At 67.2% G+C, this 14,997-nt stretch carries 16 protein-coding genes; 9 read left to right on the forward strand and 7 right to left on the reverse strand.

Annotation, left to right across the window (positions count from 1 at the left end):
* Window positions 1-115 precede the first annotated feature (115 nt).
* Both CJ177_RS13460 and CJ177_RS13465 read left to right on the forward strand, forming a co-directional pair.
* Window positions 116-781 carry an XRE family transcriptional regulator gene (locus CJ177_RS13460; RefSeq protein ID WP_005255983.1) on the forward strand — a complete coding sequence of 222 codons (666 nt, stop codon included), beginning with the start codon at window positions 116-118 and terminating at the stop codon, window positions 779-781.
* Window positions 782-838: 57 nt separating this feature from the next.
* Window positions 839-1,450: a transcriptional regulator gene (locus tag CJ177_RS13465; RefSeq protein ID WP_061697901.1), complete on the forward strand. Its 612-nt coding sequence runs from the start codon at window positions 839-841 to the stop codon at window positions 1,448-1,450.
* Window positions 1,451-1,521: 71 nt separating this feature from the next.
* On the opposite strand, the gene CJ177_RS13470 is transcribed toward CJ177_RS13465, so the two are convergent.
* Entirely contained in the window at window positions 1,522-2,874 is a 1,353-nt protein-coding gene (locus tag CJ177_RS13470; RefSeq protein WP_005250824.1) for an ammonium transporter, read from the reverse strand.
* Between the two features lie 192 nt (window positions 2,875-3,066).
* Here CJ177_RS13470 and CJ177_RS13475 point away from each other — a divergent pair, with 192 nt between their 5' ends.
* On the forward strand, window positions 3,067-3,618 hold the full coding sequence (locus CJ177_RS13475; protein WP_061697902.1) for a HutD family protein: 552 nt from the start codon (window positions 3,067-3,069) through the stop codon (window positions 3,616-3,618).
* A 45-nt stretch (window positions 3,619-3,663) separates the two neighbouring features.
* On the opposite strand, the gene CJ177_RS13480 is transcribed toward CJ177_RS13475, so the two are convergent.
* The 5 genes from CJ177_RS13480 to CJ177_RS13500 are packed head-to-tail and all read right to left on the reverse strand — an operon-like array spanning window position 3,664 to window position 7,131.
* Entirely contained in the window at window positions 3,664-4,239 is a 576-nt protein-coding gene (locus tag CJ177_RS13480; protein WP_005250826.1) for a TetR/AcrR family transcriptional regulator, read from the reverse strand.
* Window positions 4,236-5,234, reverse strand: coding sequence for a heme-dependent oxidative N-demethylase subunit alpha family protein (locus CJ177_RS13485; protein ID WP_061697903.1), 999 nt, complete (start codon window positions 5,232-5,234; stop codon window positions 4,236-4,238). Before CJ177_RS13485 ends, CJ177_RS13480 begins: the two co-directional genes overlap by 4 nt.
* The gene (locus CJ177_RS13490) at window positions 5,231-6,208 is read right to left on the reverse strand and encodes a PDR/VanB family oxidoreductase (protein ID WP_061697904.1); all 978 of its coding nucleotides are present in this window, start codon (window positions 6,206-6,208) and stop codon (window positions 5,231-5,233) included. Before CJ177_RS13490 ends, CJ177_RS13485 begins: the two co-directional genes overlap by 4 nt.
* Window positions 6,205-6,741 (reverse strand): dimethylamine monooxygenase subunit DmmA family protein, encoded by a 537-nt coding sequence (locus CJ177_RS13495; RefSeq protein WP_061697905.1) that lies wholly within the window; start codon window positions 6,739-6,741, stop codon window positions 6,205-6,207. Before CJ177_RS13495 ends, CJ177_RS13490 begins: the two co-directional genes overlap by 4 nt.
* Before the next feature lie 6 nt (window positions 6,742-6,747).
* Complete coding sequence (locus CJ177_RS13500; RefSeq protein ID WP_061697906.1) at window positions 6,748-7,131, reverse strand: ethanolamine utilization protein; 384 nt, start codon at window positions 7,129-7,131, stop codon at window positions 6,748-6,750.
* Window positions 7,132-7,446: 315 nt separating this feature from the next.
* Here CJ177_RS13500 and CJ177_RS13505 point away from each other — a divergent pair, with 315 nt between their 5' ends.
* From CJ177_RS13505 to CJ177_RS13530, 6 genes are all read left to right on the forward strand, one after another.
* Complete coding sequence (locus tag CJ177_RS13505; protein WP_061697907.1) at window positions 7,447-8,640, forward strand: FAD-binding oxidoreductase; 1,194 nt, start codon at window positions 7,447-7,449, stop codon at window positions 8,638-8,640.
* 45 nt (window positions 8,641-8,685) lie between these two features.
* Complete coding sequence (gene glnT / locus CJ177_RS13510) at window positions 8,686-10,047, forward strand: type III glutamate--ammonia ligase (RefSeq protein WP_061697908.1); 1,362 nt, start codon at window positions 8,686-8,688, stop codon at window positions 10,045-10,047.
* A gap of 24 nt (window positions 10,048-10,071) precedes the next feature.
* On the forward strand, window positions 10,072-10,968 hold the full coding sequence (locus CJ177_RS13515; protein ID WP_061697909.1) for a glutamine amidotransferase family protein: 897 nt from the start codon (window positions 10,072-10,074) through the stop codon (window positions 10,966-10,968).
* Window positions 10,956-11,654 (forward strand): protein glxC, encoded by a 699-nt coding sequence (locus tag CJ177_RS13520; RefSeq protein ID WP_054245623.1) that lies wholly within the window; start codon window positions 10,956-10,958, stop codon window positions 11,652-11,654. Before CJ177_RS13515 ends, CJ177_RS13520 begins: the two co-directional genes overlap by 13 nt.
* Window positions 11,655-11,664: 10 nt before the next feature.
* Entirely contained in the window at window positions 11,665-12,981 is a 1,317-nt protein-coding gene (locus CJ177_RS13525; protein ID WP_005250836.1) for an FMN-binding glutamate synthase family protein, read from the forward strand.
* Between the two features lie 105 nt (window positions 12,982-13,086).
* Entirely contained in the window at window positions 13,087-14,316 is a 1,230-nt protein-coding gene (locus tag CJ177_RS13530) for an allantoate amidohydrolase (RefSeq protein ID WP_061697910.1), read from the forward strand.
* 37 nt (window positions 14,317-14,353) lie between these two features.
* Here the strand turns inward: CJ177_RS13530 and CJ177_RS13535 are convergent, their stop codons facing one another.
* The gene (locus CJ177_RS13535; protein WP_025433327.1) at window positions 14,354-14,947 is read right to left on the reverse strand and encodes a TetR/AcrR family transcriptional regulator; all 594 of its coding nucleotides are present in this window, start codon (window positions 14,945-14,947) and stop codon (window positions 14,354-14,356) included.
* Window positions 14,948-14,997: the final 50 nt, after the last annotated feature.

Below are 14,997 nucleotides of genomic sequence, written 5' to 3' on the forward strand. Positions count from 1 at the left end.
CGCGGCGTCGTCTTGCACGCATGCGCATGGTTGTTGCTCGTATGCGCACCGATTCGCCGTCCGGTGTAGTGAGTCGCGGTTTCCTGACAGTAAACGGCGCTGTTACGATGCGGACGTGACCACTCGACCCGAGACCGAGGTCCACCGCGACACGGGAGACCCAGCGCCCGTCGAGCGTGAGGTGCCGTCCGATACGCCGACCGGGCCCGATCTCGAGAAGGTGATCGCCAGGCAGGTCCGGTCGCTCCGCAAAGCCAGTGGACTCTCAGTGGGGGACATGGCGGCCAAAGTCGGAATCTCGAAGGCCATGCTGTCCAAGATCGAGAACTCGCAGACCTCGTGCAGTTTGTCGACGCTGGCGCGTCTGGCGGCAGGACTCGACGTGCCCGTGACCTCCCTGTTCCGGGGTGCCGACACCGCACGCGACGCCGTGTACGTCGAGGCGGGCCACGGTGCGGTCATCGTCGGACGGGGCACCCGGGTGGGGCATCACTACGAACTTCTCGGCGCCCTGCGCGGGCAGCACAAGCGGCTCGAACCCGTGCTGGTCACGCTCACCGACTCCAGCGAGACGTTTCCGCTCTTCCAGCACGCCGGCACCGAACTGCTCTACATGCTCGAAGGCGTCATGGTCTACGGGCACGGTGAAGCCGAGTACACACTGCGGCCGGGTGATTCACTGCTGCTCGACGGCGAAGGTCTGCACGGTCCCAACGACCTCGTGCGGTTGCCCATCCGGTTCCTCGCCGTCACGGCGTACCCGGACCATCACGAGGACTGACGGCAGAATCGGGATTTCGACCTTCCTTCGCCCCCGCGCCGGCGCGTAGAGTGGCGGATGGTTCGAAAGGTCGTGGTTACCGTGATAACGACAGTTCAGATAGCGTCCGAAGGCAAGGCCGCGCTGCCCTTCGACCGCCTCGAGCCGGTTCACCTGGCCACCGCGGGCACGATCGGCCTCTACTATTTCGACTACGGGACCGATGCGCGGATGAACCCGAACGATCCCGGCGATTTCTACGTCGTTCAGATCCCTCTGTCGGGTACGGCCCGAATCACCTCTGGCGCAGAGGAGTTCGATTCGACGATGTCGGTCGCGTCGATTCTGCAGCCGGGCCGCCCGGCAACCATGCAGTGGCACGAAGGGCAGACTCAGCTGATCATCCGACTCGCGCGCCGAAGCCTCGAGGAGCACTTGCAGGAGATTCTCGGGACTCCACTGAGTGAACCCCTGCGATTCGAGACTCGGATGGAACTGGAAAGCCCCGCAGTCCGCGGGTGGCGGGAGGCAGTCGAACTTCTGGAGCACGAAGTGGCGAATCATGCCTCCATTACTGCCGATTCGGCCGCAATGGAGGAATTCGACCTGATCGTGCTGAGCCAGTTCCTTTCCGCTCAGCCGAACAACTACAGCGCGAGGCTTCGGAATCTGGCTCAGAGCTTGACCTAGCTGGACACCGGCAGTGGCCCTGCCCCGCGGAGTGCTGCGGGGCAGGGCCACTGTCCGTGTCGGACGCTGGATCAAGCCTTGGCGGGGTCCACCGCCCTGGTGGTGATCGCTTCTGCCCCGAGCACCGCGTCGGCGCCGTGCTTCGAGGCACCGGTGAGGCCGACGGCGTCGAGCACGTACGCCGTCTCGCCGTGAACGGCCACGTCGAGGCCGTCGTATTCGCTGTCCTGGTCGGCCCGGATGCCCATGAACTTCTTCAGTGCCAGGGCGATCACCAGCGTGACCACGAAGGAGTACGCGAGAACGGCTGCCACGGCGACACATTGGCGCCACAGCACGTCGACGCCGCCGCCGTAGAAGAGTCCCGTCGCGCCACTGGGAGCGGCCGGATCCGCGAGGAAGCCAATCAGAACGGTACCGAGGATGCCGCCGACCAGGTGCACGCCGACGACGTCGAGTGCGTCGTCGTAGCCGAGCCGGTACTTCCAGGAGACCGCGAAGCAGCAGACCGCGCCGGCTGCGCCTCCCACGACGAGCGCGCCGAGGGGTGAGACGGCGCCACAGGCCGGCGTGATGGCGACCAGTGCCGCGATCAGGCCCGATGCGGCGCCCAGCGACGTGGCGTGGCCTTCGCGCAGTTTCTCGACCACCAGCCAGGCGCAGATGCCGGCACACGACGCGGCGACCGTGTTGAGGATGACGACGGACGCACTGTTTCCGGCGGAGAGGGCCGAGCCTCCGTTGAACCCGAACCAACCGAAGAACAGGATTCCTGCGCCGAGCATGGTCAGGGGAAGGCTGTGCGGGCGCGGCGAGACGGGGAACGTCTTGCGGGCCCCGAGGACCAGGACGACCGCGAGAGCTGCAACGCCGGCATTGATGTGCACGGCCGTGCCGCCGGCGAAGTCGACGGCGCCGAGGGTGTTTGCGATCCATCCACCGATCACCGACCCGTCCTCGGAGTCGAACGCGAAGACCCAGTGGGCGACCGGGAAGTAGACGAACGTGGCCCACAGTCCGGCGAACACCATCCAGGCACCGAACTTCATCCGGTCGGCCAGCGCTCCGGAGATGAGCGCGACGGTGATGCCGGCGAACAACAGCTGGAACCCGGAGACCAGCGCGGGCGGCAGTCCGGGTTCGGCGGGGGCCTCCAGCAACGAGCTGGAGCCGAAGTACTCGAGGGGGTCGCCCAGGACGCCGAGACCGCCGAGGGAGTTACCCAGCACGGCGGAGTAGCCGAACACGATCCACAGCACGCCGACGACGGCGAACGCGCCGAACGTCATCATGGCCATGTTGAGGGTGTTGCGTACGCTGACCATTCCGCCGTAGAACATGGCCAGACCGGGCACCATGAGGCTCACTGCCGTGAAGGCCGCCAGAATCCAGGCGGTATCGGCCGCAGCGACTGCTTCGTTCATAGTCGTCCACCTTGATCGAGGATGGCAGGACACATGTAGCGTCCGCCGTTGGGAATCAATGTCTATCGTCAGTGAACCAAAGTGGAGATTGCGAAAATAGTGCGCCGCGTGACGAATGCGTAAAGGATTGATGTACCTATTTGTTGATAAACAACGTATCGTGACAGTAGACAGTCTGCGTGAGGAGAATCTGTGACTGCAGTTCGCGAGGCCCGCATCATCCGGCGCTCGGATCGCCGGAACACCCCGTGGGCGAACGGTGCGGGGACGACCGCGGAGATTGCCACCGGTGCCGCGTCCCGGTGGCGGTTCAGCGTCGCGACGCTCGACGGGAGTTCGACGTTCTCGCCGTTCCCCGAGGTGGACCGCATCTTCACGGTGATCGGCGACCACCCGGTGTCCCTCGACTTCGGCGGTGCCCCGACCGAGATTCGGCGCCTCCGTCCGACGCCGTTCGCCGGTGAACGCGGTCCCATCTGTGCGGCGGCAGGGCCGACCGAGGCGTTCAACGTCATGGTCCACCGATCCACGACCGCCGCCGCGGTGGACGTCGTCGAATTCGGGCCCGACCACGAGGTGGCCGCCGACGGTCGGGTGGCCGTCCTCGTACTGGTCCTGGACGGACGACTGACGACCGACCTCGGACCCGTCGACGCCGGTGACTGCCTCCTCGTCGAGCAGGGATCGGTCGGCACGTCCGGGCCGGCGTCGGTCGTGATCGCCGAGATCCTCGCCCGCACGTGAGTGGCAAAGCGTGCCGGGGCACACTTTGCCACTCACGTGCGGGGGTTACCTCGCGGTCGACAGGATCCGGCGTAGCCGCTCGATCGCGCGTTCCGTCGCGGGACGATCCTTCGCGATCAACTGGTGCATGATGAATCCCTCGATCGCCGAGTACACCAGCAGGGTCAGGTCTTCGTCGGCGGTGATGCCCAGGCGGGTCAGCGCCTGGGACGTCGCCTCGATGTACGTGGCGTACAGCAGTTTCACGTGCGGGTCGAGGCGTGGCGTGCGCCGGGACTCGAGCATCAGCTCGTACTGGAAGACCTGGAGGTCGGGGTCGCGGGCGACGAGGTCGGTGAGGTGCTCGACGAAGTGGTCGAGCGACGATCCGGCGGCGATGTCGGCGAAGACGCTCGCGCTCTTGTCCAGTGCGTAACGGAGTGCGGCGTCGACGAGGGCGTCCGTCGACCCGACACTGTGCAGGACGCCCTCGTCCGCGACGCCGGCCTCACGGGCGACGGCCTGGGTCGTCAGACCGCGCAGGCCGTCGCGGGCGATCACGGAGACCGTCGCGAGAACGAGGTCGAGAGCCTGATCGCTCTGGGATGCCGGCCTCCGCGGCCGCCGGTCGGCCAGCGTCACGGTGCGACATTCCCATGGGTCAGCAGCCATCTCATGCCGGGTTCCCGGGTGCGGCTGATGCCCTTGTATTCGGCCATGTCCACCGGGAGGTCCTCGAGCACCCGGTACAGCCGCTCGCCCCACTCCGCAACGGACGCGACGTCCCGGAACGGGAGCAGATACGTCCGGATCAGGAACATGACGGTGCCGGAGTGTGCGAGCCGGATCAGATGCTGCACTTCGGTTCTCAGGAACAGGCGGTCCCCGACTTCGTCCAATGGCCCGTCGGCGAGGGTGCGCCGGTCCTTCCCCCACTCGGGATAGGTCTCGGTCGACGTGTCGAGTTTGCCGTCCACGGTCAACGACCAGTTGGTGCGCCGGTAGCTCTGGCCGGGCTCGAGCCGCATCAGGAAGTTGTGTGCGCGGGTGATGATCTTCTCGCTGTGAATTCGCGGGACGGGGCCGTGAATTTCGAGGAAGCTCATGCCCACGTCGAATCCGAAGGACCAGTCCGCCGCGAACGTCACGAGTCCGGCGTCCCCCCACAATTCGCCCTCACGCTGGTCGAGCAGCACGACGTCTTCCTGGATCTGGCCGCAGATGTACACCAGCGGCGGCGCCGGCAACGTATCGAGATCCCCGAACACGAAGCTGTGCTCGATCCCGAGGAGGTCGTTCTTCCAGAACCAGCTGCCCTCGTGCCGTTCGAGGATCATGGTGCGGGGGTATTCGTCGGCAAGCATGCGCATCAGCGTGAGCATCGCGTCCCACGCGGCGGGGACCATGTGGGGCAGGCACTGGTGCCGCGACGGATCCTCGGCCAGGATGCGCTCGCGTTCGGCGAGTTCGCGGTGGTAGTCGGCGTCGATGGCGATGCGGGTGTCACCCCAGCTACCGGTGGCGGTGCCGGTGGGGTTTCCGGCCGGTTCGACGTTGGTGCTGTAGCGGTACCGGTCGCTTGGAAAGGGGAACGGAAAGCGCGCGATGTGGTCGGCGCGCGAGTCGGTAGTTGTCACAGATCCAGCTCCAATCGGTCTCCTGCGGAACGTGATACGCACGGCATGATCGAATCTCCGGAGGCCTTCTCCTCCTCGGTGAGGAAGAGGTCGCGGTGTTCGATCTCGCCGCCGCGAACCGACAGCCGGCATTCGCCGCACACACCCTGCCGGCAGAGGTTCGGGACGTTGATTCCCTTGTCCAGCAACGCTTCGAGGAGGCTGGTTCCCGAGGGCACGGGCACGATCATTCCGGTGCGCCCGAGCGTGGCGGCAAAGGGCGCCCCCTCGGGCAGCGCTCCCGCCCCGAATGCCTCCGAGTGCACGCGCCCCGGCGGCCAGCCGCAGTCGCGGGCCCACTCGGCCACCGCCGCGATCATCGGCGCGGGACCGCACGTGTAGACGTGAGTACCGAGCGGCTGGTCCGCCAGCTTGGGGACGAGGCGGTCCGCGAGTTCTCCGGGCGTGGAGACCGTGATCATCCGGTCACCGCACAGCGCCGCCAACTCGTCGGCGTGCGCTCCCGACTGGTCGCGGAAAGAGTAGATCACTTCGAACGAACGACCCCACTCGAGCGCGGCTCGGACGTGCGACAGGATCGGCGTGACGCCGATTCCACCCGCGACCAGCAGGTGGTGCCGAGCATTGAGCACGGGCGCGAACGCACTCCGCGGAAGGCTCACACGGATGCGCTGATCCGGCTGGAGGTCGTGGACCCAGCGCGAACCCCCGTGGCCGTTCTCGTCGAGCCGGACCGAGATCGCGTAGTGGTCCGGCTCGATCGAGGGGCCGGTGAGCGAGTAGGAATTCTGCCGACCCTCGGCCCAGGTGACGGCGATGTGGCTGCCCGGGGTGAACGACGGCAGGGTGCGGCCTGCCGGGTCCGCGAGGACGACGTGACGGATACCCGGGCACAGCAACCGTGCCTCGCGCACTGTCAGAGTGAGCCCTCCGGTGATGCTCTCGTCCGCAACTGTTTCGAGGGCCGTGGTCATGGCAGTTCCTCCGAGTCGGCTCGATATCCCAGGTAGGCGCTGTGGCGTCGGGAGTAGTGGTAGTAGACGGTGAGTTCGGCGGAGCAACCGGCGCACGGTGTCCGGCCGCCGATGGCGACCGGCACCGAGGGCGACGTGGTGTGGCAGTGCGCGCAGAACACGTCGCGCACCGGGGCGTCGGGGTCGATGATCGCGGCGATCTCGGCGGGCAACGCGCCTGCGGAGATCAGCCGAGCACGCACCGCCCCCACCATGCGCTCGGGGCCCGCCACGACGAACCGGCACCCGATGCGCGCCTCGGACAGCAGTTCGCCGAGCCCGCCGAACCCGGATCCGGCCTCGTCGTCCACGATCACCGTGCGAGTGGAAACGGGCGCCACGCGCTCGGACAGCTCGCGGATGACCTGCGCGCTGACCGAGCGCTCCGAGACCAATACGTAGCGGGTGACGAGAGCGCCCGCTGCGAGGTCGTCGACGGCCGAGTAGTCGGATCGCCACCGTGGGACGCTGGTCGACCTCATCGATACCGCCATCGTGGATCAGGGAGCGAAGGAACGGTGGCCGACGAAGTAGGCCAGTGCGCGGTCGGGTGTGGTGAAACGGATACGCGAGCCCCTGGGGAAGAAGATCGCATCCTTCGCCTTCGCCACCTCGACCTGGCCGGTGTCGAGGTTCTCGAGGGTGAGCTCCCCTTCGAGGACGACCTTCATCTCGTCGTAGGCGTAGTAGTAGTCGAGCGGTGCGTCGGTGCGCTGGAGTTCGAAGTAGCCGGCCGACATCTCCGAGCCGTCCGGGTTGGCGAAGACGTCGTCGATGTATCCCTTGGTGCCCGGGTATTCCGAGACCGGCATCTGAGGCAGGTTCTCGTGGAATCCAGCGGTGACGCGGAACGGGACGGCGGTGGGCTTGTCGGTCGTGGTCATGGGTTCTCCCTGAAGGTGTGGTGAGTTGGGTCCGAGACCTCCCCTGTATGAAACGAGGAGTAGCAACAGGAAACCACAAGACGTATTTCGATGACGTAAATCAATCCGGCGAGGCCGGAAACGTGCAGATCAGCGCGAGGATAGATATTGAAAGAGCGTTTGAGCGACGTGATTTGGTGATGCACCAACAACGTTGCCGTAACACGATCGACATAGTAGAACTGTTTCATAGTGAACAACGGCGATTCATGAGGTGAAACGAACCGCTACTCAAGCCGACAGCGCCCGATCATCCGGCCGAATGAAGGAAGCAACGTGACACAGACAGCAAAGTTCGTGATCGTCGGTGGGGGACTCGAAGGTCTCGCCATCGCGTGGTCGCTCGCGGACCGCGGAGAGACCGACGTTCTGGTCCTCGAGCGTGGCACCCTGTGCTCGGGCATGACCGGCAAGTCCAGCGGCGTGGTCCGGTGCCACTACGGGACGCCGTCGCTGGCGGCGATGTCGTGGTACGGCGTCGACATCTTCACCAGGGCCACCGAGATCTTCGGCGACGACATGGCAATCCGTCAGTGCGGATACGTGGTCGGCGTCGGTGAGAACAACATCGACCCGCTCAAGGCGAACGTCGCGATGATGCAGGGCCTCGGTATCGACGTCGACTACATCGGCCACGACAAGATGGCCGAACTGTGGCCGGGGCTGCATCTCGACGACTTCGCCGCCTTCGCGTACGAGCCCCTCGGTGGCCGCGGTGAGGCGTACATGGCCGGTATGGCGTTCGGTGCGTCCGCCCGCAGGCTGGGCGTCACGATCCGTCAGAGCACACCGGTGACGTCGCTGCTACAGAACGCCGACGGCCGCGTCTACGGGGTCACGCTCGCGAACGGCGACGAGGTGCATGCCGAGCACGTGATCCTCGCGACCGGCCCGTGGGCGCCCGAACTCGGTGCCGGAGTCGGCGTCGACATTCCGGTGAAAGCGCAACGGGCGCAGCTCGTCCTGATCGACCAGGGAGTCCCCACCCCGGAGGTGCCGGTGCTGTCGGACCTGGCCGGACTGCAGTACATCTGCCGCGAGCCCAACGGCGAACTCCTCGTCGGGAACAGCGACCACGCCGCGCCGCAGTACATCGATCCCGACAACTACAGCAACCGCGCCGACGATTCCACCATCGAGAAGAACATCATGAAGCTGGGCAACCGCCTGCCCGACATGCCCGACCCGCGGATCACGTCGAGCTACGTCGGTGCGTACGACGTCACTCCCGACTACAACCCGATCATCGGACCGGCCCCGGTCGACGGTCTGTTCCTCGCCACCGGGTTCTCCGGTCACGGTTTCAAGATCTCACCGGCGGTCGGGCGCCTCGTCGCCGACATGCTCCTCGACGACGGCACGACCACCCTCCCGAACGTCGAGCCGTCCGACTTCCGCTACTCGCGCTTCGAGGAGGGCGATCTCCTCTTCAGCCTGCACCCCTACGAGGGCGCCGGCGAGATGCGCTGACCCACAGACCACCTCACCCGTAGACCACCAGTTCAGGAGCTCCCCATGGCTGTCGACACTGCTGACGCGTTCACCGCGCAGAACATCGTGACATCCCCACCGCAGACCTTGTCCGAGGTGGCCCGGGCCACCGGAACCACCTTCATCCTCGCCCTGTTCGTGACGCTGTCCGGAAAGCCGTGCGCCAAACTCGTCCCGATCGAGGCCGTCGAGCAGCTTCAGGACGACGGCGTGGGCTTCGCCGGGTACGCGGCGGGGCACATGGGGCAGGAGCCGAGGGACTCCGATCTCGTTGCCGTACCGGATGTCTCGTCGTTCACGCCGATCCCGTTCGTGAAGCCCGGACTGGCGATCGTGCACTGTGATCCGCACGTGGAGGGAAAGCCCTGGCCGTATGCGCCGCGGGTGATCCTGAAGGAGACGCTGAAGAAGGCGTCCGACCTCGGCCTGTCCGTCAACGTGGGCGCGGAGATCGAATACTTCCTCGTCCACCGCACCGGAGACGGCGCCCTCACCACCGCGGACACCGCCGACGTCAGCCGTCAGCCGTGTTACGACGCCCGCGACGTCACCCGAATGTACGACCATCTGACCGAGGTGTCCGCGGCCATGAACGCGCTCGGGTGGGGCAACTACGCCAACGACCACGAGGACGGCAACGGGCAGTTCGAGCAGAACTTCGACTACGCCGACGCGATGACCACCGCCGACCGGGTCATCACCGCAAGGTACCTGCTGTCGGTGATCGCCGAGAAGCGCGGCATGAAGGCCACGTTCATGCCCAAACCCTTCTCCGACCGCACCGGTTCCGGCATGCACCTGCACCTGTCGCTGTGGAACGACGCCGGCTCGGTGTTCCCGGACGGGGACGACCCCAAGGGGCTGGGACTGTCGAGGACGGCGTACGCGTTCATCGCGGGGATCCTCGAGCACGCGTGCGCACTGCAGGGTGTGATCGCGCCGACCGTCAACTCGTACAAGCGGACCGGCGCCACGTCGACGAGCAGCGGCGCGACCTGGTCGCCGCGGTACGCCACGTACGGCGGCAACGACCGCACCCACTACCTCCGGGTGCCGGACAAGAACCGGGTGGAACTGCGCGGCGGCGACGGCTCGGCCAACCCCTACCTCGCCGCGGCCGCCGCCATCGCCGCCGGCCTGGACGGCATCGAACGGGATCTCGACCCCGGCACCCCCGGATCCGGCGACAGTCCCAGCGACATGCTGCCGATGACGCTGCTGCACGCGATGGACGCACTGGAATCGGATCCGGTCGTGACGGGCGCCCTGGACGTCGCGGGCCCCGGGGTCGCCGAGTACTTCGCGACACTCAAGCGCGAGGAGTTCTTCGCCTGGCACAACACCGTCTCCCCCTGGGAACTCGACCACTACCTGACAGCGTTCTGACAGACCTCCCGAAAGGAGACATCCATGTGTGGAATCGTCGGACTTCACCTGCGTGAGCCGTCCCTCTACCCACAACTCGGCGCCCTGCTCACCGACATGCTCGGTCAGATGTGCGACCGCGGACCCGATTCCGCAGGCATGGCGATTTACGGGGACCGGGCCTGGTCCCCGGTCGGTGAGTCCACGGTCTCGCTGCTCGACTGCCCCGTCCCCGCAGCGGAACTCGCCGCAACGCTGTCGGCGTCCCTCGACACCACCGTCACCGGAATCGACCTGCACCCGACGACGATCCTGCACGGCGTCGTCGGCGCGGCAGACCTCGCGGCGGCCGTGCGCAGTGTGGTGCCCTCGGCCCGGGGCATCGGCTTCGGTGACGACCTGACCGTCCTCAAGGGCGTCGGAAACCCCATCGACCTGGCGAACCGGTTCGGGCTGCCGTCGGCGAGCGGCTGGCAGGGTGTCGCGCACACCCGCATGGCCACCGAATCCGCGGTGACCGCCGAGGGTTCGCACCCGTTCTCCGTCGGCCCCGACCAGTGCCTCGTCCACAACGGCTCGTTCTCGAACCACATGAGCATCAAGCATCAGCTCGAACGTGACGGCGTCGTGTTCGACAGCGCCAACGACACCGAGGTCGGGGCGCGGTTCGTCGCCAAGCAGCTCGCCGAGGGCATCGACCTGGAGAAGGCGCTGCTGATGCTGAACGAGACGTTCGACGGCTTCTACACCCTGCTCGTCTCGACGGCCGACTCGTTCGCCGTGGTCCGGGACGCCATCTCCTGCAAGCCCGCCGTCATCGCCGAGACCGACCAGTGGGTCGCGATGGCCTCCGAATACCGCGCCCTGGCGAACCTGCCCGGCGTCGACAACGCCCGAATCTTCGAGCCCGAACCGGAAGAGGTGTACGTATGGCACCGGTAGCCACCACCGAAGCGACTGTCCTGAACCTCGAGACGTCGAGTACCCGTGCCGTCAACGAGCGGCTCACCTCCCCAGAAGCCCCGAAGACGGTCACGGTCACCGGCCCGCAGGGCGCGCACGCGCTGGCCTGCGGCCTCGACTCCGACATCGACGTCACCATCGAAGGACACGTCGGCTACTACTGCGCCGGCATGAACCAGCATGCGACGGTAACCGTCACCGGCAACGCCGGAGTCGGGGTCGCCGAGAACATGATGTCGGGAACGGTGCACGTCAAGGGCGATGCGTCGCAGTCCGCGGGCGCCACCGCCCACGGCGGCCTCCTCGTGATCGACGGCAATGCCGCTGCGCGCTGTGGCATCTCGATGAAGGGCGTCGACATCGTCGTCGGCGGCAACATCGGCCACATGTCCGCGTTCATGGGTCAGGCCGGACGTCTCGTCGTTCTCGGCGACGCCGGCGAGGCCCTCGGCGACTCGCTGTACGAGGCCCGCATCTACGTGCGCGGCACCGTCGCCTCCCTCGGCGCCGACTGCATCAAGAAGGAGATGCGCGAGGAGCACCTGACGGAACTGCGGGAGCTGCTGGATCTGGCCGGTTTCGACGCCGACCCGTCCGAGTTCACCCGCTACGGCTCTGCCCGCAAGCTCTACAACTTCCACGTCGACAACGCCAGCGCGTACTAGGAGAACCGTCATGAACACCCCGAACCCGGCCCTGCGCGAATCGGCGACGTTCGACCGCGGCGTCATCTCCGAGATCCAGCGGGCCGCCGAGACCGGCATCTACGACATCCGCGGTTGGGGTGCCAAGCGCACGCTGCCGCACTTCGACGACCTGCTGTTCCTCGGCGCGTCGATGTCGCGGTACCCGCTCGAGGGCTACCGTGAGAAGTGCGACACCGACGTCGTGCTCGGCGACCGCAACGCCAAGTTCCCGCTGCACCTGGACATCCCGATCACCATCGCCGGCATGAGCTTCGGGGCACTGTCCGGGCAGGCGAAGGAAGCCCTCGGCCGCGGCGCCAGCGAGGTCGGCACGTCCACCACCACCGGTGACGGCGGCATGACCCCCGAGGAGCGGGGACAGTCGAAGAACCTCGTCTACCAGTACCTGCCGTCCCGGTACGGGATGAACCCGGACGACCTCCGCAAGGCCGACGCCATCGAGATCGTCCTCGGCCAGGGCGCCAAGCCCGGCGGCGGCGGAATGCTCTTGGGGCAGAAGATCACCGAACGCGTTGCCGGGATGCGCACCCTCCCCATGGGCGTCGACCAGCGGTCGGCGTGCAGGCACCCCGACTGGACCGGTCCCGACGACCTCGCCATCAAGATCATCGAACTCCGCGAGATCACCAACTGGGAGAAGCCGATCTACATCAAGGTCGGCGCCACCCGCACCTACTACGACGTGAAGCTCGCCGTGAAGGCCGGCGCCGACGTCGTCGTGGTCGACGGCATGCAGGGCGGCACCGCCGCCACGCAGGACGTGTTCATCGAGCACGTCGGCATCCCCACCCTGGCCGCGATCCCGCAGGCGGTCCAGGCGCTGCAGGAACTCGGGGTGCATCGCAAGGTACAGCTCATCGTGTCGGGGGGCATCCGTAGCGGCGCCGACGTCGCGAAGGCCATGGCCCTCGGGGCGGACGCCGTCGCCATCGGCACCGCCGCCCTGATCGCGCTGGGCGACAACAGCCCCCGCTACGCGAAGCAGTACGAGGAACTGGGCTCGGCGGCCGGGTTCTACGACGACTTCCAGGCCGGCAAGGACCCCGCCGGCATCACCACCCAGGACCCGGAACTGTCGAAGAACCTCGACCCCGTCGAGGGCGGACGGCGGCTCGCGAACTACCTGCGGGTGCTCACCATGGAGGCGCAGACCCTCGCCCGCGCCTGCGGCAAGTCGCACCTGCGCAACCTCGAACCCGAGGACCTCGTCGCCCTCACCGTCGAGGCGTCGGCGATGGCCCGCGTGCCCCTCGCCGGAACCACCTGGATCCCCGGCGCCCTGTAGGCGGCTCCGCCGCCCGTGCGTGCTTGAGGAGTCCAGGGACTCGCTAACCACGCACGGGCGCGAAGCGCCTACCGGCTTTGACACTATGAGTAGAGGACCGAGAACATGACTTCCTTCGATTCGCTCTGGGCGAGCATCCTCGATGTGGGACAGCACAAGTCGACCAGGGGATACCGAAGATTCGCGTGGAACGACGCCGACATGACGCTGCGCGAATGGTTCTCGGACTGTGCGCAGGCTCGTGGCATGAGCGTCGAGGAGGACCGCAACGGCAATCTGTGGGCGTGGTGGATGCCCGAGGGCTGGGACGGCGACCCTCGCGACGCGTTCGTCACCGGATCGCACCTCGACTCGGTACCCGACGGCGGCGCCTACGACGGACCGCTGGGGGTGGTGTCCGCGTTCGCCGCGATCGACCTCGTCCGCGAGCGGGGGATCACGCCGACGCGTCCGGTGGCGGTCGCGGCCTTCTCCGACGAGGAGGGCGCACGGTTCGGTGTCGCGTGCGTCGGCTCGCAACTGTCCACCGGGGCAGTGGCACCCGCCCGTGCCCTCGCGCTGCGGGACAACGATGGCATCAGCCTCGGCGAAGCACTGGTCGGCGCCGGCCGCGACCCGCACCATCTCGGCGAGGACCCCGACCTGGTCGACCGCGTCGGCGTGTACGTCGAGTTGCACGTCGAGCAGGGACGCGCCCTCGACCTGATCGACAGTCCCATCGCCGTGGCCTCGTCGATCTGGCCGCACGGCCGGTGGCAGTTCGTGTTCTCCGGAGAGGCCAACCACGCCGGCGCCACCCGGCTCGTCGACCGCCGCGACCCGATGCTCGCGTTCGCGTCCTCGGTCCACACGGCCCGGACCGCCGCGACGCTGCACGAGGCGGTCGCGACGTTCGGAAAGGTGCGGGTACTTCCCAACGGTGCCAACGCCATTCCGTCGGAGGTGCGGGCGTGGCTCGACGCGCGGGCCGCCGACGAGGAGACGTTGACGAAGCTGGTGCAGCAGATCACCGCCGAGGCGCAGGCCTACGCGGCCGCCGACGGTATCGGTCTGGAGGTCGACGCCGAATCGGTCACGCCGATCGTCGAGTTCCCACACTCGACCCGGGAACGACTGCGCCGCTCACTCGCCCACCTGGGTGACATTCCCGTCCTCCCGACCGCTGCCGGGCACGACGCCGGAATCCTGTCCGCGAAGGTGCCCACCGCGATGATGTTCGTCCGCAACCCCACCGGGGTGTCCCACTCGCCCGACGAGTTCGCCGAAGCGGACGACTGCAACCGCGGCGCCGAGGCGCTGGCAGACGTGATGGCGGACTGGGTCACCGCCATGTGAGTGGCAAGGTGTGTCCGGGCACTCTTTGCCACTCACGTCAGGAGGTGGGCCGCCACTCCTCCAGTTGCTCGACAGCGGTGTTCGCGACCGCGACGGCCTCGTCCCGGTTGACCCGCGACAGCAGGAGCGCGCTGACGGACAGTGACGTCAGGAGTCGGGTCCGGTGTGCCAGGGTGGTCGTCGACGCGTCCGGGTCGTGGGCCCGGAGAGCGTGGGCGAGCGCCCCGGACAGTTCGCGCTGGTATGCGTCGACGACGGACCGTTGCGTGTCGTCGTGCGCGGCGAAACCGGCGGCACTGTTGAGCAGCAGGCAGCCGCGTCCGGGGGTTTCGTCGGGGAGAGACGCGAGGGCGTCGGCGAGGCTGCGGTAGTAGCGCTCGGCGGCGTCGGGGCGGGTCGGCTCGTCGGTCAGGATGCGGAGCCGGGGGCGAACCACCCGGTCCAGGTAGTCGTGCACCGCGGCGTCGAAGAGCCCGCGTTTGCTGGTGAACGCGTTGTACAGGCTCGATCGATTCAGTCCGGTGACGCGTTCGAGGTCGGGTATCGACGTGGCTTCGAAGCCCTTGTCCCAGAACAGGTCGCGGGCGCGGCCGACCACTTCGGCCGTGTCGAAATCCTGCGTGCGCGGCATGACGATCCTCACTCCTTGTTGTGAAACGACCATTTCAGTATATATTGAAA

Origin of the sequence: Rhodococcus sp. ACPA1, assembly GCF_002300195.1 — a bacterium.
Lineage (GTDB): Bacteria > Actinomycetota > Actinomycetes > Mycobacteriales > Mycobacteriaceae > Rhodococcus_F > Rhodococcus_F opacus.